Here is a 17245-nt window from a genome sequence, read left to right on the forward strand (position 1 = left end):
CGTCGGACGGCCGAGGCGGTCAGTTCGTCGCCTCGGTCGTCGGCGCGTCCGCCGAGAACACCTCGATGACACCGTCGCCGGCCACGAACTGCAGGCGCGTCCCCTCGGCGAACCTCTCCCGCAGCGCCGACGGCGCCTCGGGCCCGACGACGAAGGTGGCGGTGACGGAGAACGGCTCGACGCTGCATCCGCCGTATCCGCCCCACACGCTGCCCTCTTCGCCCGAGGGCTCCCACGCCTGGGGTGGGAGCAACTGCATGCACCGGGTCACACCCGTACCGGTCGGCATGGATCCGACGACGGGGGTGATCTCGCCGATCGACTCGAACACGACGCCGTCGGCGGTTCCGCCGAGGTATCCGTCCGGCCAACCCCGGTCTTGATCCTCCGTCAGGGTCGCGACGTGCCGGATGTCGGTCCCGGGCGGGACGGATGCCGCCGTCCACACCGGACGGCTCGTCACGGCCGCCGTCACTCCGACCGCCAGGGTCGCCGCCATCGCGAGCGACCCGACCCAGGCGAGGCCCCTCAGGCGTCGACGTCGACGCTCAAGCACGTCAGCCTCGGGCTTGCGCGGAGGCGCCGCGAAGGCGCGGGCGGCGTCCGCGGGGGAGACCGGCGGCAGCGGGGGAACCTCGGGGTGCGGCGTCGCCGCACGAACGGATGCCGGCACTTGGTCGACGACGGGCGGGTGATACCGCTCTCGCCGCGCACGGCCTTCGAGCTCTTCCAGCCGCCGGCGCGCGGCGTCGTCGCCGGCCAGGCCGTCGCCCGGGCCGTAGGCCCGTGCCTGCAGCGCGCGGAGCTCGGACTGCAGGCTCTCGTCCATCAGAGACCGAGCGCTTCGGGATCGACCGAGCCGGCTTCGACCTCGACCTCTGCGAGCGACTTCGTCTGCAGGAACGTGCAGAGGATGGACACCATCGCGAGCTCGGCGGACAGCTCGAGGGTGCGCCCGGCATCCATCTTCAGGTCGGTCTCGCGCGCCTCGAACGTGATGCCCCAGTGGATGGACCCCAGCGGCTCGGGCTGGAGATAGGTCAGGGTCATCGAGTCGAGCAGATTGAGGGCGATGAGGCCCGTGTCGCGGCCGTCGGCGCCGTCCTGGGGAATGACCTTCACGCGCTCGCTGATCGAGTAACCCAGCGCGGCGAACTCCTCGAGCCACTGCTCGAGCATCTCCTGGCTGTGGAACGGCATGCGCGTGGCTCCTCGCTCTGGATCGCCGGTCGGGATGCGACCATTATGTCCCGTGGCCGCGCCCCGGGGCATCCCGGCCTAGGCTCGACGGATGGCCATCGGATCCACGATGCACACCTTCACCGTGCAGCTCGCCGACGTCGACCGCGGCGTCTACGAGGAACTCTCGCTCCGCCTCGCGCGGCACCCGTCCGAGACGGCGGCGAACGTCCTGCTGCGCGTGCTCGCGTACTCCCTGGAGTACGAGGAGGGGATTGCGTTCAGCGAGGGCATCGCCGCGACCGATGAACCGGCCGTCCTCGTCCGCGACGCGACGGGACGCCTGACGGCGTGGATCGAGGTGGGGGCCCCGGATGCCGCGCGACTCCACACTGGCAGCAAGGCGGCCGGCCGCGTGGCCGTGTACACGCACCGCGAGCCGAATCGCCTGGCCCAGGCGTGGGCGGGCAAGACCATCCACCGCGGCGCCGACATCCCGCTCTACAGCTTCGAGAAGGACTTCGTCGAGGATGCGGCGTCGGCTCTCGAGCGACGCAATGCCGTGACCGTGTCCGTGACCGAGCGTCAGCTCTACCTCGACCTCAACGGGCGCTCGTCGTCGTCGGCGATCGCCGAGCAGCCGGTCGGCTGACCTCCCGCCGCGGGGCTGCCGACCGCGCGGCTGTCAACCCCGGTGAGGGCGGTTCGGGCGCCTCTTTAGGGTGACGCCGAGGAGGTTCGGATGTCACGTCGAGCGCAGGCGGCCGTCGCCGCATCCCTCATCGTCGCCCTGGGGCTCGCGGGCTGCGGGGTCCGACCCGCGGACACCGACGGCACACGGGATCGTGTGGCCGAGAGCGGCGTGCTGCGGGCGGGGGTGACCGAGAACCCGCCGTGGACCTCGACCGTCGACGGCCGGGCGTCCGGAAGCGAGGTCGCGCTCCTCGAGCGGTTCGCGGCGCAGCACGGCGCTACCGTCGAGTGGCGCGCGGGCACCGAAGAGGTCCTCGTTGACGCGCTTCATGCCGGGAGCCTCGATGTCGTCGTCGGCGGACTAACCGACGCGACGCCGTGGAAGGATGACGCGGCGGTCACGGATACGTATCGCGAGACGACGAGTCCCTCGGGCGAGGTCGAGAAGCACGTCATGCTGACGCGAGCGGGCGAGAACGGGTTCCTCATGGAGCTCGAGGTGTTCCTGCGCGAGGAGGCCCGCGGATGAGGCGCGACGCGCTCCGGGACGGCCTGGACGACGACGGTCGACGCGCACTGCGCAGCGCCGTGCGCATGGAGTGGGCGACGATCGCCTTCCTCGCCGTCGCGATCCCCGTCGTCGGCGTCGTGACCGGCAGTTCGCAGGCGATGCGCGCCGCGTGGGTCGAGGACATGCTCTCGCTCGCCCCGCCCCTCGCCTTCCTCGTCGCCGTGCGGGTGATGGCGCGCGCCGCGAACCCGCGCTACCCCTACGGCTACTTCCGCTCGGTCGGGGTCGCCCACCTCGTGGCCGGAGTGGCCTTGTTCGCCATGGGATCGTTCCTCCTGGTCGACTCCGCGCTGACCCTCGTCCGCGGCGAGCGCCCGCCCATCGGCTCGGTCGAGGTGTTCGGCCAGTCCGTGTGGCTCGGCTGGTTCATGATGGCCGTCATGGCGGCGACGATCCCGCTGCCCATCTGGTTCGGACGGGTCAAGATGCGGCTCGCGCGGCAGCTGCACAACAAGGTGCTCTATGCCGACGCCGACATGAACAAGGCGGACTGGATGACGGCGGTCGGCTCGATCGTCGGGGTCGGTGGCATCGGTCTCGGGATCTGGTGGGCGGATGCGGCGGCGGCGATCTTCATCTCGGGCAGCATCCTCTGGGACGGCGTGAAGAACACGAAGGGCGCGATCACCGACCTCATGGACACACGGGCGACCACCTTCGACGACGCGAAGCCGCATCCCGACATCGACCGGATCCATGACCACCTGTCGTCGCTGCGCTGGGTCGACGAGGTACGCACCCGCACCCGCGATCAGGGTCAGTTCTTCCACGTCGAGGCGTTCGTCCGGCCGCGACGGGGACGGATGCCGCGCCTCGCCGAGATCGAGCAGGCGCAGGCCGAGTGCCGTGCCCTGGACTGGAAGATGCACGACGTCGTGATCGTCCCGGTGCGTGAATTCCCCGAGACGGCGTCGGCCCGCTCGGGCGAGAGCTGAGCGGCTGGACCTGGGCGCCCCCTGGCAGTCGCGTGGGTATCGCCGATGCATGCCGCAACCGCGATGCCCTTCCCCGTAGCGTGGCCCTCAAGTGATCGGCATCCGTCAGTTGCTTCCTCTCCGCCGCAGCGGACACCCGATTCCGAGCAGGTGCCCCCATCGCTTCATCCGTCGCCGAGTCACGTCTCGGTCCCGTCCGTCAGACCTATTCCGGAACAGCGCAGTTCCCTCCGATGGCGAAGGCGTTCACCGACGTCTCGCGCATCGTCCGCGAGACGGGGCTGCTGCGCCGCACGCCGATCTTCTACCTCATGGTCGGCGCCGCGCTGGCTCTCGCCTTCGGCGGAGCCGTCACCGGTTTCATCCTTCTCGGCGACAGCTGGTTCCAGCTGCTCATCGCGGGGGCGCTCGGCATCATCTTCACGCAGGTCGCGTTCCTCGCCCACGAGGCCGCGCACCGTCAGATCCTGAGCTCCGGCCCCGGCAACGACCGTCTCGCCCGCATCCTCGCCGCGGGCGTCGTCGGCATCAGCTACGCCTGGTGGACCGGCAAGCACACGCGTCACCACGCCAACCCGAACCGTGTCGGCAAGGACCCCGACATCGAGATCGACACGATCTCGTTCATCGAGACGGATGCCGCATCGGCCCGCGGCCTGCGCCGCGCGATCACGAAGCGTCAGGGGTGGCTCTTCTTCCCGCTGCTCACGCTCGAGGGGCTGAACCTCCACTACCTCGGACTGAAGTACCTGTTCACCGAGAAGGACGTCAAGGGGCGCTGGCTCGAGATCGGCATGATCGCCCTCCGCCTGGCCGTCGTGATCGTCCCGGTGTTCCTGCTGCTGCCGCTCGGCATGGCGTTCGCCTTCATCGGCGTCCAGCTCGCCGTGTTCGGCGTCTACATGGGGGCGTCCTTCGCCCCGAACCACAAGGGGATGCCGGTGATCGCCCCCGACGCCAAGCTCGACTTCTTCAGCAAGCAGGTGCGCACGTCGCGCAACATCCGCGGTGGCTGGTGGGCGACGTGGCTCATGGGCGGTCTGAACTACCAGGTCGAGCACCACCTCTTCCCGAACATGCCCCGCCCCGCTCTGTCGAAGGCGCGCGAGATCGTTCGCGAGCACTGCGCGACGCTGGGTGTGCCCTACACCGAGACGAGCCTCGGCCGGTCGTACGCGATCGTCATCGACTACCTCAATCGGGTGGGTCTCGCGGCGCGCGACCCGTTCGACTGCCCCGTCACCGCGACGATGCGTCGCGGCTGACGCCGCACGTCAGCGCGGCAGAGCGCCGAGGAACGGCTCGGGATCGAGCGGCTTCCTCGGCGCTTCGTCGATCCGGGCGCGCAGGTCGGGGTCGATGCTGCCGACGTAGAGCCACCCCATGAGCAGTTCGTCGTTCGCGAGACCGTGCAGCGCGCGGACCTCGGGGGAGTTCACGAGCAGCCCCGTCCGCCACATGACGCCCCACCCCGCGCGCCACAGTGCGAGCTCGAGCAGGTGCGCGGCGCCTGCGGCGGTCGCCTGCTGCTCCCAGACGGGGACGGCGGGGTGCGGCTTCGGGCTCGCGACGACCGCGATGAGGAGGTCGGCGCGGAAGGGCTTGCCGTTGCGGTCACCCGGTTCGCGTTCCACTCCGGCGGCGGCGTCGAGCGCGTCCCCCAGGCGTGCGCGGTCGTCGCCGCGGAGGGTGATGAGACGCCAGGGTCGCAGCGCCTTGTGGTCGGCGACGGGGGTGACGGCGGCGAGCAGGTCGCGCAAGTCGTCGTCGGTGGGCGCGCCCGCCCCGACCTTCGCGAGCGACCGCCGCATCGCCATCGCCTGCAGCACGGGGTCGTCGAATGTCGTCATCCCTCCATCCTCGCCGCTCCCGGTGCGGGTGTCGCTGCGGGCGATCCTCGAGGCCTGACCCTTCCGGAGCGGCGATCGCGGTGTTATCGTTCCTTCGGTTAGCGAACGTTAACTGAAGCATTCTCCTCGGAGGTGCCGTCGACGATGACAGCCCCCACGTATCCCGACCTGATCGCCGAGCTCGAGCGCCGTCGCGCCGACGCCGCGCGCGGTGGCCCCGAACGGGCCCGCGAGCGCCACACGGCGCGCGGCAAACTCCTCGCCCGCGACCGCGTCGACACGCTGCTCGATCCGGGCAGCCCGTTCCTCGAGGTCGGGGGGCTCGCGGGACTCGACCTGTACGACGACGAGTGTCCCGCCGGTGGCGTGGTCGCGGGGGTGGGGCTCGTCCACGGTCGCCACGTCATGGTCGTCGCGAACGACGCGACCGTGAAGGGCGGCACCTACTACCCGATCACCGTCAAGAAGCACCTGCGCGCGCAGGAGATCGCGGCCGAGAACCGGCTGCCGTGCATCTACCTCGTCGACTCTGGCGGCGCGTTCCTGCCGATGCAGGACGAGGTCTTCCCCGACCGCGACCACTTCGGGCGCATCTTCTACAACCAGGCCCGGATGTCACGCGACGGCATCCCCCAGATCGCCGCCGTGCTCGGCTCGTCCACCGCCGGCGGCGCGTACGTGCCCGCGATGAGCGACGAAACCGTCATCGTGCGCAACCAGGGGACGATCTTCCTCGGCGGACCGCCGCTCGTGAAGGCGGCGACCGGCGAGGTGGTCTCGGCCGAGGACCTCGGCGGCGGCGACCTGCACACGAAGGTCTCGGGCGTCACCGACCACCTGGCCGAGAACGACGAGCACGCCCTGCAGATCGTCCGCGACATCTTCGCGACCTTCCCCGCCCCGGCACCCCTGCGCGAGCAGCCCGAGCCGGTCACCCCACCCGCGGCCGATCCGGCCACGCTCGCGGACGTCGTCCCCGTCGAACTCACGACGCCCTACGACGCCCGCGAGATCGTCGACCGGATCGTCGACGGCGGCTCGTGGCACGAGTTCAAACGCGAGTACGGCGAGACGCTCGTGACCGGGTTCGCGCGCCTGCACGGTCACCGGGTGGGCGTGCTCGCGAACAACGGTGTCCTGTTCGGGGAGTCGGCGCTGAAGGGCGCGCATTTCATCGAGCTGTGCGACCAGCGCGGCATCCCGCTCGTCTTCCTGCAGAACATCACGGGCTTCATGGTCGGGCGCGAGTACGAGTCGGGCGGCATCGCCAAGCACGGCGCGAAGATGGTGAACGCCGTCGCGTGCGCCTCGGTGCCGAAGCTCACCGTCGTCGTCGGCGGCTCGTTCGGCGCCGGCACCTACTCGATGTGCGGGCGGGCGTATTCACCGCGATTCCTGTGGCTGTGGCCCGGGGCGCGGGTGTCGGTCATGGGCGGTCCGCAGGCGGCCTCCGTCCTCTCCACCGTCCGCCGCGAGCAGATCGAAGCGCGCGGTGAGGAGTGGTCGGCGGACGACGAGGCGGCGTTCCAGGCGCCGATCCGTGCGCAGTACGAGGTGCAGGGCAGCCCGTACTACTCGACGGCGCGCCTCTGGGACGACGGCATCCTCGCCCCCGCCGAGACCCGCGACGCCCTCGGTCTCGCCCTCGACGTCTGCCTGCGGGCCCCCTTCGACGCGCCGGGCTACGGCGTCTTCCGGATGTGATGCGCATGTTCTCCACCGTCCTGGTCGCGAACCGCGGCGAGATCGCCTGCCGCGTCATCCGCACACTGCGGGAGCTCGGCATCCGATCGGTCGCCGTCTACAGCGATGCGGATGCCGGGGCCCGCCACGTCGCGCTCGCCGACGAGGCCGTGCGGCTCGGGCCCGCGCCCGCCGCGCAGAGCTACCTCGACATCGACGCGGTGATCGCCGCGGCCGGAGCGACGGGGGCCGAGGCGATCCACCCCGGTTACGGGTTCCTGTCCGAGAACACCGCCTTCGCGGCGGCGTGCGAGCGGGCCGGGATCGTGTTCATCGGGCCGAGCGCCGACGCGATCCGCACGATGGGCGACAAGATCGCCGCGAAGCACGCCGTCGAAGCGCGCGGCGTACCCACGGTGCCCGGCGTCGCGCGAGCCGGTATGGCCGACGACGAACTCATCGCCGCGGCGCCCGAGGTCGGCTATCCGCTGCTCATCAAGCCGTCCGCGGGCGGCGGCGGCAAGGGGATGCACGTCGTGACGGATGCCGCGGCCCTCCCGGCCGCGCTCGCCGCCGCCCGCCGTGAAGCGGGCGCGAGCTTCGGCGACGACACCCTGTTCCTCGAGCGCTACGTCGACACCCCGCGGCACATCGAGGTGCAGGTGCTCGCCGACGCGCACGGCAACGTCGTGCACCTGGGCGAGCGGGAGTGCTCGCTGCAGCGCCGGCACCAGAAGGTCATCGAAGAGGCGCCGTCGCCGCTGCTCGACGAGGCGACCCGCGCGCGTATCGGGCAGGCCGCGTGCGAGACGGCGCGGAGCGTCGACTACCGAGGTGCGGGGACGGTCGAGTTCATCGTGGCGGCGGACCGCCCCGACGAGTTCTTCTTCATGGAGATGAACACCCGCCTGCAGGTCGAGCACCCCGTCACCGAGGAGGTCACCGGCATCGACCTCGTCGCGGCGCAGCTGCGGATCGCCGCGGGGGAGCCGCTCGGGTTCGGGCAGGACGACGTCGTGCTCACGGGGCACAGCATCGAGGCGCGGGTGTACGCGGAGGATCCCGCGGCGAGCTTCCTGCCGACCGGCGGGCGCGTCGTGCGGGTCGTCCACCCGGTGGGCCCCGGCATCCGGGTCGACAGCGCCCTCGCCGACGGGCTCGACGTGTCGGTCGACTACGACCCCATGCTCGCGAAAGTCATCGCCACGGGGCGGACCCGCGACGACGCCCGCCGCCGGCTCGTCGCGGCCCTCGGCGACACCGCGGTGCTCGGATTCGAGACGAACCTGTCGTTCCTGCGGGCGCTGCTCGAGCTGCCTGCGGTGGCGGCGGGCGAGCTCGACACGGGGCTCATCGCCCGCGAGCTCGACGGGCTCGTCGCGACGGGCGACCCGGACGACGTGTTCGTCGAGGCGGCGCTGCTGCTCGACGCCGCCGTCCCCCGTGGGGACGATCCGTGGCACCGGGCGGACGGGTGGCGTCTGGGTCCGCCCGCGCCGCGGCGGTACCGGCTGGCGGCCGGCGGCGAGGAGTGCACGGTCGAGCTCGTCGGCGACCGGGTGATCGTCGACGGGACGGAGGTCGCGGCGTCCGTCCGGGACCTCGGCGACCGGTTCGCGGTGCGGGTCGGCGATCGCAGCGCCGCGGTCGTCGCGGCCGTCCACGGCGACGCCGTGTGGCTCTCGGGCGGCGGGCGCGCGCGCGAGGTGCGCCGGGTGAGCCTCGACCACCGCCGCGACGCGGATGCGTCGGCCGTGCCCGAGCTCGTCTCGCCCATGCCGGGCGTCGTCGTGATGACGTCGGTCGCCGACGGCGCGGTGGTGTCGGCGGGCGATGCCGTGGTCGTCGTCGAGGCGATGAAGATGGAGCATGTCGTGCGGGCCGAGGTCGCCGGTACGGTGGCGCTGCGGGTCGCGACGGGCGACAGCGTGGGCCGCGGGCAGACGCTCGCCGTCGTGATCCCGACGCAGGAGGAGGACGCATGAGTGAGGACGTGCCCCGGCGCATCGTGCAGCGCGGGCTGTACTTCGACGAGCTCGAGGAGGGCGCCGTCTACGTGCACAGCCCCGGCCGCACCGTGACCGAGGCCGACAACGTGCTGTTCACGACGCTGACGATGAACACGCAGTCGTTGCACCTGGATGCCGCGTGGGCCGAGCAGACCGAGTTCGGCGAGCGGCTGGTCAACAGCATGTTCACCCTGTCGACGCTCGTCGGCCTGTCGGTCGCGCAGCTCACGCAGGGGACGATCGTCGCGAACCTCGGCTTCTCGGAGGTCGCCTTCCCCGCCCCCGTGCGGCACGGCGACACGCTCTACGCTGAGACCGTCGTCGCGTCGAAGCGCGCGTCGACGTCGCGCCCCGGGCAGGGGATCGTCGAGTTCGTGCACACGATGCGCAACCAGCACGACCAGATCGTCGCGACCGCACGTCGGTCGACGCTCATGCGGATGTCGCCGGAGGCCGCGGCATGAGCCTCGGTCCCGCGCTCCTGTTCTGTCCCGCCGACCGTCCCGAGCGGTACGCGAAGGCGCTCGCCGCCGCCGACACCGTGATCCTCGACCTCGAGGACGCCGTCGCGCCCGAGGGCAAAGCGGGCGCGCGGACGGCGCTCGCGGCGGCGGACGTCGACGCCTCACGCGTGATCGTGCGGGTGAACCCGGCATCCACTCCCGAACTCGCGCATGATCTCGCGGCTCTGCAGGGCACGCCGTTCCGTCGGCTGATGCTCGCGAAGGCCGAGGAAACACCCGAGGTCGACGCGCTCGAGGGGTACCGGGTGATCGCGCTGTGCGAGACGCCGCGCGGGGTCGAGAACGCGGACGCGCTGGCGCGGCATCCGCTCGTCGACGCACTCATGTGGGGCGCCGAGGACCTCGTCGCCGGCATCGGGGGACGCTCGAGCCGATTCGACGATGGGCGCTACCGCGACGTCGCACGGTACGCGCGCTCGCGGGTGCTCATCGCCGCCGCGGCGGCGGGGGCCGACGCGATCGACGCCGTGCACCTCGACATCACCGACACCGCCGGGCTCGAGGACGAGGCGCGGGATGCCGCGGCCTCGGGGTTCGCGGCGACCGCCTGCATCCATCCCTCCCAGGTCGAGGTCATCCGCCGTGCCTACGCGGCGACCCCCGACGAGGTCGAGTGGGCCGAGGCGGTGATCGACGAGGCGACGCGGCAGCCCGGGGTGTTCCGGTTCCGCGGACGGATGATCGACGAGCCCGTGCTGAGACAGGCGCGGCGGACCCTGTCGCGATGACGACCTGGCGGGCGACGCAGAAGGCGAACAGGCGGGCCGAGCTGATGGCGTCGGCCGCGCGGCTGTTCGCCGAGCGCGGCTTCGCCGCCGTCTCGACCGCCGACCTCGGCGACGCCGTCGGCATGACCGGTCCGGCGCTGTATCGGCACTTCGCGAGCAAGGAGGCGCTGCTCTGCGACCTGCTGCTCGACGCGAGCGAGCGGCTGCTCGAGGGTGGGCGCGCGCTGACGGCCTCGGGCGGGGACCCGCGGCAGGTGTTCGAGGCGCTCATCGCGTTCCACCTCGAGTTCGCCACGAGCGACGCCGACGTCATCCGCGTGCAGGACCGGGAACTCGCCAACCTGCCGGCGGACGTCAACCAGCAGGTGCGGCGGCTGCAGCGCGAGTACGTGTGGGAGTGGGACCGGCCGTTCGCCGCGCTCCGCCCCGACCTCGCCGACGCCGAGCGCGAGACGCGGCTGCTCGCCGCCTTCGGCCTGCTGAACTCGACCCCGCACTCGGCCGCGCCGAGCGCAGACCGGGCGGGCGGCATCCTGGCCGGCATGGCCCGGCGCGCGCTGCTGGGCGACTGAGGCGGCGCCTCGCGTCGGTTCGCCGTGTCGGTTCGCGAGGAGATGACGGTTATCGAGGAGGTTTTCGGCCCGATCGGTCCTCGGGAGGCCGCATCTCCTCGGGAACATCCGATGACAGGATGAGGGGATGCCGCACACCATCGTCCTCACCGGTGCCGGATCGGGCATCGGGCAGCTCCTCGCCGAGCGCCTGACCGCACGGGGCGACCGGCTCGTCCTCGTCGCGCGCGACGCCGACCGGGCGGAGGATCTCGCGGCCGCGCACCCCGGGGCCGCGATGATCGTCGCCGACCTCGCGCAGCCCGCATCGCTCGCCGCGGCGGTCGCGGCATCCGATCTCCCCGACGGGATCGACGCGGTCGTGCACGCGGCGGGGATCGTCGACCTCGGGCACGTCGAGGACCTCACGGTCGCCTCGTGGCAGGACCAGCTCGCGGTCAACCTCGTCTCGCCCGCCGAACTCACGCGCCTGCTGCTGCCGCGCGTGCGCGCCGCGCGGGGACAGGTGCTGTTCGTGAACTCCGGCGCCGGGCTCACCGCCCACCCGCAGTGGGCCGCGTACGCCGCGTCCAAGCACGGGCTCAAGGCGCTCGCCGACGCGCTGCGCGGCGAAGAAGCCGCTCACGGCGTCCGCGTCACGACGGTCTACCCGGGTCGCACCGCGACGCCGATGCAGGCCCAGGTCCACGCGCAGGAGGGGAAGGACTACGACGCGGATGCCTGGATCCAGCCGGCATCCGTCGTCACCGCGATCCTCACCGCCCTCGACCTGCCACGCGACGCCGTCATCATGGACCTGTCCGTCCGCCCCGGCCCGCGCTGACCGCGCCGGTCAGACTGCGGCGGGATTGCTGAGTATCTCGGCGAACGCGGCTTCGCCCGCTCCGATGAGCAGGCGCTGCTCGGCGAGTTCGGCGGGGAGGATGCGCAGGTCCTCGCCGCACGGCGGCATCGCCTGCGCGCGGACCTCCGCGGCGAGGCTCTCGGTGTCGAGGTCGGCGAGAACGGAGAGGAACCCGCCCAGCACGATCGCCGACGGGTTCAGGACGTTGACGGCGTTGGCGAGGGCGGTCGCGAGGATGCGGCGCTGCCGGTCGACCTCGCCCGCGACGGACGGCTGGGATGCCGCGTCCGCCAGTGCCGCGGCCAGCTCGCGATCGTCGGCACGCGTCAGTCCCAGCACCGAGAGCAGGCGGGCCCGGCTGACCTCGTCCTCGAAGACACCGTCGCGCGCGCGACGGTCGGCGAGGGTCGCGATGCCGGGACGGTTCTGCCCGAACTCACCGGCGTAGCCGCCGGCGCCCGCCACCGGCATCCCGTTCACGATGATCCCGCCGCCGATGCCGCTCGCGCCGCCGTTGAGGTACACGACGTGGTCGATGCCGCGCGCCGCGCCGAACAGGTGCTCGGCCACCGTGCCGAGGGTCGCGTCGTTGCCGACGACGACGGGAAGGCCGGTCGCCGCCGTGACGAGGTCGCGCAGCGGGGCGTCCGTCCAGCGCAGGTGCGGGGCGTCGCGGACGAGGCCGTCGTCGCTGCGGACGAGACCGGGCACGGCGAACCCGACGCCGAGGATGCAGGCGTCGGCGAGGTCGCCGGCGCGCCAGTCGTCGATCTGTCGCGCGACGAGGCGGGCGACGTCCTCGGGGCTGATGAGGTCGTCCTGCGGATGCCGCTCGACGACGCGGATGCCGTGGTCGAGACCCACCGCGGCGATCTCGACCGCGTCCACCTCGGGATTGACGGCGATCGCGACGACCCGAGGATGCACGGCGACCATGGGGGAGGGGCGGCCGACGCGGTGCGACGGATCGGGTGCGCGCTCCTCGACGAGGCCGTAGCCCGCGAGGGTGTTGACGAGGTCAGCGATCGTGGAACGGTTGAGCCCGGTCGCCTCGGTCAGCGCGGCACGGGACTGGGGTCCCTCGCGGTGCACGATGGCGAGGATGCCGCCCAGGTTCGCACGCCGCACGGACTCGATCGTTCGACCCTGCTCGCTCACCTGATCACCATAGCCAAGCGGAACCGGTCGCACCGGGGTTTGTTGCCCACCGCGGCAAAATGTCGCGGAGGGAGCCCCGGCATCCGGGACCCCCTCCGCAACGATCGACGATCAGGCGAGGCGCCGCTTGCGCGTCACCGCCAGCAGGCCGCCCACCGTGGTGAGGAACGCGCCGATGAGGGCGATGCCCCAGGGCATCTCACCGCCCGTCGCGCCGAGCGCCTGTCCCGCCACCACCGTGATCGGGACGCGGATGTCCGCCAGTCCCGCCGACGTCACGACGAGCGTGTGCGCGCCGAGCTCGAAGTCGGCCGGAATGGCCACCGTGAAGGCGATCTCGCCGTCGGCGTCCGCGGCAGGGATGCCGCGCACGACGATCGGTTCACTGAACAGCGTCGCGCCGATCCGCTGCCCGGGCTCCAGGCCGCTGACGCGGACCTCGAGCTCGCTCCCGCGGGAGACCCGGCCCGAGCCGACGTCGATCTGCGCCCACGCCTCGTCGGCGCCGGGCTCCTCCGGCTGACCGGGCTCCTCCGGCTGACCGGGCTCGCTCGGTTCGCCAGGCTGACCGGGCTCGCTCGGTTCGCCGGGCTCGCCGGGTCCGCCGGGTTCGCCGGGCTCACCGGGTTCGCCGGGCTCGCCGGCATCCGTCACGAGGTGCGCGACGCCCCAGCGGGCCGTGGTCTGGTAACCCGTCCCGGTCGGCTCCGCCCACGTGTGCACGGCGAAGCGGGAGCCGCCGCGTCCGTCGTTGACCTGGAAGTCTATGCCGTGGAACGTGTCCTCGCCACCGAGCGGCACATCGCTCTGACCGCCGGACTGCCCGACGAGGGCGACAGCCGCCTCCACGACGTAGCCGTCGGCCGATCGCGTCGTCGCGCTTTCGAGCAGGCGGGCCTGCTGCAGCGCGGCGTCGCCCGTGCCGAACGAGACGTCGTTATCGGCGGTGATGCGGATCTGCGTGTCATTCGGCCCGTACGGACCGTTCTTCGCGTTGCCGAGATCGAGGAAGAGCTCGACGCCGTCCCGGTTCCACGGGTCGCTGTTGGATCCGTCGATCTCCGCGTCCGTCACCTCGAACAGGGCGTACAGCGTGTTGCCCCGCCACATCGTGCGCACGTCCGCCTGGGCGCCGTCGGCGCTGCCCTCGACGCGCGTCGCGGTGCGAGCGGTCGCGGCGTCCGCCCATGCGGCGTCCACCTCGCCGTCGATCTCGACCTCGTCGCCCTGCGGGATCTCCAGGAAGGACAGCGGCTCCAGGTAGGTGAGCCGGCCGGTCGCGCCCGCCTCGTTCCACGAGCCGACGACGTCGCCGCCGGCCACGATCCGCAGATCGAAGGCGGCCGTGGCGCCCACCGTCGGTGCGGTGTGCGGCAGGTGGACGACCGAGAGGAACTCCCCGTCGACCTCGGCCGTCCGCCCCTCGAGCGCGCCGTTCCCGCCGTAGCGGACCTCGTCGTCGCCGTAGGTGAAGTCGATCCGGTCCGGCTCGACCTCGCTCCGCACGAGCACCGTCAGGTGGTCGTCGTCCCAGCGGGTCTGGAAGCCGCCGCCGGCTGCGCCGATGAGCGTCTTCTCGGGCAGGTTCCGCCACGCGATCGACTCGGTGAAGTCGTCGTCGAGCGGGACGTCGCCGCGGAACACATCCGCCGTCGTGACGAGGGCGGGGATGCCGTCCGCGTCGTCGATGGCGCCGTAGTACGCCGGCTTCGCCGCGAGGTCGCCCGTGAACAGCAGCGGCGCCTGCTCCGCGCGCCACGACCGGGTGTCCGTCAGGCCCCAGACGGTGACGGCGAACAGCTTCTCGGCGGCCGGGGCCGCCGCGTGGTAGCTGCGGAACAGTCGGAACGCATCGCGGTAGTAGTAGCCCTGCCGGATGAGGTTCGGCTCGGTCGCCGGGTTGACGGTGACGTCGAGTTCGGTGACCTCCTGCGCCAGGCCCAGGCCCGCGAAGCGGTCCAGCGCGCCCGCGAGGGCGGAGACGGGCGTGTTCACGGAGACGTGGAACTGGTGGCCCACGCCGTCGATCGGCACGCCGGCATCCACCAGCCGGTTCACGAGCGCGGCGTACTGCGCGCCCTTGCGGTCCTGCTCGGTGTTGTAGTCGTTGATGAACAGCTTCACCGGGCGATCCGTGCCGGGTGCGGCGTACCGGTCGTTGAACGCCTCGTCGGCGAGCCGGAAGGCCAGACCGATGTACTCCTCGCCGAGCACGTCGTGCCAGCGGCTCGTGCGCAGTCCGTCCGGGGTTGCCTGGTCCGAGATGACCTCGTTGACCACGTCCCACGCCACGAGCGGGTTGGTCGGCGAGCCGAACAGCCCGTAGTCGTCCGCGATGGACGCCGCCACATCGTCGATGTGCGTCGCGAGACGGTCCCGCAGCAGCTGCTTGTCGGCGGCGGATGCCGTCAGCTCGCGCCCGCCGGCGTCCTGGAAGAACCAGGCCGGGGTCTGCGAGTGCCACAGCAGGACATGTCCGTACAGGCGGAGGTCCTTCTGCTGCGCGTAGTCGAGGAGAGCGGTCGCCTGCGAGTGCCGCGTGAAGCGGCGATCCTCGTCGTACCAGGCCTCCACCTTCATGTGGTTCTCGGGGCTGATCTGGTCGAAGTGGTGCTCCAGGAGGTCGGCCGCCGACCCGGTCGTCTCACGCTCGTCGATCGCGACGCCCACGGGGAAGTCGACGGTGTCCTTGAGCGGGACGAGGCTGAGGTCGATGTCGTTCTCCTCGGGGACCGCGACCGTGATCTGGTCGACGAGGAAGGTGGACGTGTTGCCGGAGTTGTAGCGCGCTTCGACGTACAGCTCGGCTGCGCTGTCGTAGCCGGGGATCGTGATGTCGCCGCTCACCGTGGTCCAGTCGCCGGCGGAGGCGCTGTCGGCCTGCAGCAGGTTCGTGAACGACACCGATCCGCCGTTGACGGTGCGCATCGAGACCGTGAGGCCCTGTCCGCGATCAGTACCCGGCGCGAAGCGCACCTGAGCGGAGAAGCGGTAGGCCTGGCCGGGGAGGAGGGTGTCGACGACGTCCAGCTGGATGCCGTCGCCCTCGTGCGTGCGGTCGGAGACCTGTGCCGCGTAGGCCGTGCCCGCGGCACCGCCCGCCACCGACGACACCGTCGGGTCCGAGTCGCCCGAGCCCGCGCGTGCGGTCCAGGCGCCGACGGTGCCGTCGTCGAAGTCGTCGTCCACCAGGACGGTGCCGGGCGCCGGCGTGCCGGGCTCCGTCGGCTCCGTCGGGTCCGTGGGGTCGGTCGGGGCGTCCGCGCCCGGGGTGCCGGTGGGGAGCGTGAACTGCCAGCCGGCGGCGAGACGCTCGTCGACGACGGTCCGGACGGCCTGCAGCGACGGTTCGCGGTCGCCGCCGCCGTCGTGGACGAGGACGACCTGCCCCGGCTTCATCGCGGTCCGCAGGTTCGCGGTGAGCACATCCGCGTCGGTCTCCTCCCAGTCCGAGATCGTGTTCACGACGGCGAGGGGCTGCATGCCGAGCGACACGGCGACACCGGGGGTCGCACCCCAGCTGCCGTTCGGAGCGCGGAAGAACGGCACGGCGGCGGTGGGATCGCCCAGCGCGTCGCGGATGACGCGCAGGTTCTCGATGAGATCGGCGCGGATGCGGTCCGCGGACCAGGAGCCCATGTCGGCGTATCCGGTCGTGTGGTTGCAGAGCGTGTGCCCCTCGGCGACCATGCGCTTCAGCAGTGCGGCGCCCCCCTCGGCCTGGATGTTCTGACCGATGACGCAGAAGACGGCCGAGATGTCCTTCTCGCCGAGGTAGTCGAGCAGGGCTGCGGTCGTCGCGCCGTTGGGGCCGTCGTCGAAGGTGAGCGCGGCGACGTCTCCGGTGCCGAGAGCGGTCGCGACGGGAGTGGCGGTGGGCTTCACCGCGCCACCCGGGATGACGTCGGGATCGGGCTCGGGCTCAGTCGCGGCGGGGCCGGTGATGAGCACGTCGTCCACCAGATAGGTATAGCTGCTCCTTCCCGCGATGTCGCCCGTGCCGAGGTAGATCTTCGTCTCGTCGGCGGCTGCCGCGGGGCTGGTCCAGGTGCCGGCGATGGTCGTCCAGGCATCCGCCGTCACGGGGCTGGTGCCGACCCAGGTGTAGCCGGGGAAGCCGACCCAGCGGGCGGAGGTCGACGGTGTGCCCGGCGCGAGCCGGACCTTCGCGCTGACGGTGTACTGCGTCTCCGGCTCGAGGACTCCGGGGGCGGTCTGGATGCCGACGTAGTCGGCTGTCCGATCGTTGACGACGAGGGCGCCGTCGGCGAAGGTCAGCGTGCCGTCGCCCCCGCCGCTCTGGAGGAGGCCGTCGCCCAGGGTGCCGTCGTCGAACGAGGCGGAGACGAGGGGTGGGGGCGGATCGGCGGCCGCGGCGGCCGGGGCGAGGGGAGTGGCGATGAGGGCCGCCGCCGCGAGGACGGCGGAGACGGTCAGGCGTCGGGGGCGGGGGTTCACAAGCGCTCCTTTGCGCGGAGTTATTTGTCGGCGCCGCAAAC

The 17245-nt window shown here is 72.0% G+C and carries 15 protein-coding genes; 10 read left to right on the forward strand and 5 right to left on the reverse strand.

Translation table 11 applies throughout. From position 1 onward, the window contains the following. Nucleotides 1-19: 19 nt before the first annotated feature. Both AYL44_RS12925 and AYL44_RS12930 read right to left on the reverse strand, forming a co-directional pair. Nucleotides 20-829 carry a hypothetical protein gene (locus AYL44_RS12925; RefSeq protein WP_064003689.1) on the reverse strand — a complete coding sequence of 270 codons (810 nt, stop codon included), beginning with the start codon at nt 827-829 and terminating at the stop codon, nt 20-22. Continuing rightward, nucleotides 829-1200 (reverse strand): hypothetical protein, encoded by a 372-nt coding sequence (locus AYL44_RS12930; protein WP_064003690.1) that lies wholly within the window; start codon nt 1198-1200, stop codon nt 829-831. The genes AYL44_RS12925 and AYL44_RS12930 overlap by 1 nt, the downstream gene beginning before the upstream one ends. A 91-nt stretch (nt 1201-1291) precedes the next feature. On the opposite strand from AYL44_RS12930, the gene AYL44_RS12935 reads away from it, so the two are divergent. From AYL44_RS12935 to AYL44_RS12950, 4 genes are all read left to right on the forward strand, one after another. Next, nucleotides 1292-1831: a YaeQ family protein gene (locus tag AYL44_RS12935; protein ID WP_064003691.1), complete on the forward strand. Its 540-nt coding sequence runs from the start codon at nt 1292-1294 to the stop codon at nt 1829-1831. Between the two features lie 90 nt (nt 1832-1921). Next, nucleotides 1922-2401, forward strand: a complete 480-nt coding sequence (locus AYL44_RS12940) for a transporter substrate-binding domain-containing protein (RefSeq protein WP_064003692.1) — start codon at nt 1922-1924, stop codon at nt 2399-2401. Then, on the forward strand, nt 2398-3378 hold the full coding sequence (locus tag AYL44_RS12945; RefSeq protein ID WP_064003693.1) for a cation transporter: 981 nt from the start codon (nt 2398-2400) through the stop codon (nt 3376-3378). Before AYL44_RS12940 ends, AYL44_RS12945 begins: the two co-directional genes overlap by 4 nt. 158 nt (nt 3379-3536) lie before the next feature. Next, nucleotides 3537-4643: a fatty acid desaturase family protein gene (locus tag AYL44_RS12950; protein WP_064003694.1), complete on the forward strand. Its 1107-nt coding sequence runs from the start codon at nt 3537-3539 to the stop codon at nt 4641-4643. Nucleotides 4644-4652: 9 nt separating this feature from the next. On the opposite strand, the gene AYL44_RS12955 is transcribed toward AYL44_RS12950, so the two are convergent. Continuing rightward, nucleotides 4653-5228, reverse strand: coding sequence for a nitroreductase family protein (locus AYL44_RS12955; RefSeq protein WP_064003695.1), 576 nt, complete (start codon nt 5226-5228; stop codon nt 4653-4655). 144 nt (nt 5229-5372) lie between these two features. On the opposite strand from AYL44_RS12955, the gene AYL44_RS12960 reads away from it, so the two are divergent. The 6 genes from AYL44_RS12960 (at nt 5373) to AYL44_RS12985 (ending at nt 11567) form a co-directional block, all read left to right on the forward strand. Continuing rightward, complete coding sequence (locus tag AYL44_RS12960; RefSeq protein WP_064003966.1) at nt 5373-6932, forward strand: carboxyl transferase domain-containing protein; 1560 nt, start codon at nt 5373-5375, stop codon at nt 6930-6932. Next, the gene (locus tag AYL44_RS12965; RefSeq protein WP_064003696.1) at nt 6932-8896 is read left to right on the forward strand and encodes an acetyl/propionyl/methylcrotonyl-CoA carboxylase subunit alpha; all 1965 of its coding nucleotides are present in this window, start codon (nt 6932-6934) and stop codon (nt 8894-8896) included. The genes AYL44_RS12960 and AYL44_RS12965 overlap by 1 nt, the downstream gene beginning before the upstream one ends. Next, nucleotides 8893-9384: a MaoC family dehydratase gene (locus AYL44_RS12970; RefSeq protein WP_064003697.1), complete on the forward strand. Its 492-nt coding sequence runs from the start codon at nt 8893-8895 to the stop codon at nt 9382-9384. The genes AYL44_RS12965 and AYL44_RS12970 overlap by 4 nt, the downstream gene beginning before the upstream one ends. After that, entirely contained in the window at nt 9381-10172 is a 792-nt protein-coding gene (locus AYL44_RS12975) for an HpcH/HpaI aldolase/citrate lyase family protein (RefSeq protein WP_064003698.1), read from the forward strand. Before AYL44_RS12970 ends, AYL44_RS12975 begins: the two co-directional genes overlap by 4 nt. Then, entirely contained in the window at nt 10169-10744 is a 576-nt protein-coding gene (locus tag AYL44_RS12980) for a TetR/AcrR family transcriptional regulator (protein WP_064003699.1), read from the forward strand. The genes AYL44_RS12975 and AYL44_RS12980 overlap by 4 nt, the downstream gene beginning before the upstream one ends. Nucleotides 10745-10871: 127 nt before the next feature. Continuing rightward, nucleotides 10872-11567, forward strand: coding sequence for an SDR family oxidoreductase (locus tag AYL44_RS12985; protein WP_064003700.1), 696 nt, complete (start codon nt 10872-10874; stop codon nt 11565-11567). Nucleotides 11568-11576: 9 nt separating this feature from the next. Here the strand turns inward: AYL44_RS12985 and AYL44_RS12990 are convergent, their stop codons facing one another. Both AYL44_RS12990 and AYL44_RS12995 read right to left on the reverse strand, forming a co-directional pair. Then, nucleotides 11577-12746 carry an ROK family transcriptional regulator gene (locus AYL44_RS12990; RefSeq protein WP_064003701.1) on the reverse strand — a complete coding sequence of 390 codons (1170 nt, stop codon included), beginning with the start codon at nt 12744-12746 and terminating at the stop codon, nt 11577-11579. Nucleotides 12747-12857: 111 nt separating this feature from the next. After that, entirely contained in the window at nt 12858-17204 is a 4347-nt protein-coding gene (locus AYL44_RS12995; RefSeq protein ID WP_064003702.1) for an endo-1,4-beta-xylanase, read from the reverse strand. Between the last annotated feature and the right edge of the window lie 41 nt (nt 17205-17245).

This window comes from Microbacterium oleivorans, from assembly GCF_001644225.1.
Classification (GTDB): domain Bacteria; phylum Actinomycetota; class Actinomycetes; order Actinomycetales; family Microbacteriaceae; genus Microbacterium; species Microbacterium gawkjiense.

Excerpts from the sequence above, each read along its gene's own strand:
- AYL44_RS12985 (WP_064003700.1), top strand. The coding sequence starts at position 10,872 with ATGCCGCACACCATCGTCCTCACCGGTGCCGGATCGGGCATCGGGCAG.
- AYL44_RS12930 (WP_064003690.1), bottom strand. The coding sequence starts at position 1,200 with ATGCCGTTCCACAGCCAGGAGATGCTCGAGCAGTGGCTCGAGGAGTTC.
- AYL44_RS12925 (WP_064003689.1), bottom strand. The coding sequence starts at position 829 with ATGGACGAGAGCCTGCAGTCCGAGCTCCGCGCGCTGCAGGCACGGGCC.
- AYL44_RS12980 (WP_064003699.1), top strand. The coding sequence starts at position 10,169 with ATGACGACCTGGCGGGCGACGCAGAAGGCGAACAGGCGGGCCGAGCTG.
- AYL44_RS12955 (WP_064003695.1), bottom strand. The coding sequence starts at position 5,228 with ATGACGACATTCGACGACCCCGTGCTGCAGGCGATGGCGATGCGGCGG.
- AYL44_RS12960 (WP_064003966.1), top strand. The coding sequence starts at position 5,373 with ATGACAGCCCCCACGTATCCCGACCTGATCGCCGAGCTCGAGCGCCGT.
- AYL44_RS12975 (WP_064003698.1), top strand. The coding sequence starts at position 9,381 with ATGAGCCTCGGTCCCGCGCTCCTGTTCTGTCCCGCCGACCGTCCCGAG.
- AYL44_RS12935 (WP_064003691.1), top strand. The coding sequence starts at position 1,292 with ATGGCCATCGGATCCACGATGCACACCTTCACCGTGCAGCTCGCCGAC.
- AYL44_RS12965 (WP_064003696.1), top strand. The coding sequence starts at position 6,932 with ATGCGCATGTTCTCCACCGTCCTGGTCGCGAACCGCGGCGAGATCGCC.
- AYL44_RS12940 (WP_064003692.1), top strand. The coding sequence starts at position 1,922 with ATGTCACGTCGAGCGCAGGCGGCCGTCGCCGCATCCCTCATCGTCGCC.
- AYL44_RS12970 (WP_064003697.1), top strand. The coding sequence starts at position 8,893 with ATGAGTGAGGACGTGCCCCGGCGCATCGTGCAGCGCGGGCTGTACTTC.
- AYL44_RS12945 (WP_064003693.1), top strand. The coding sequence starts at position 2,398 with ATGAGGCGCGACGCGCTCCGGGACGGCCTGGACGACGACGGTCGACGC.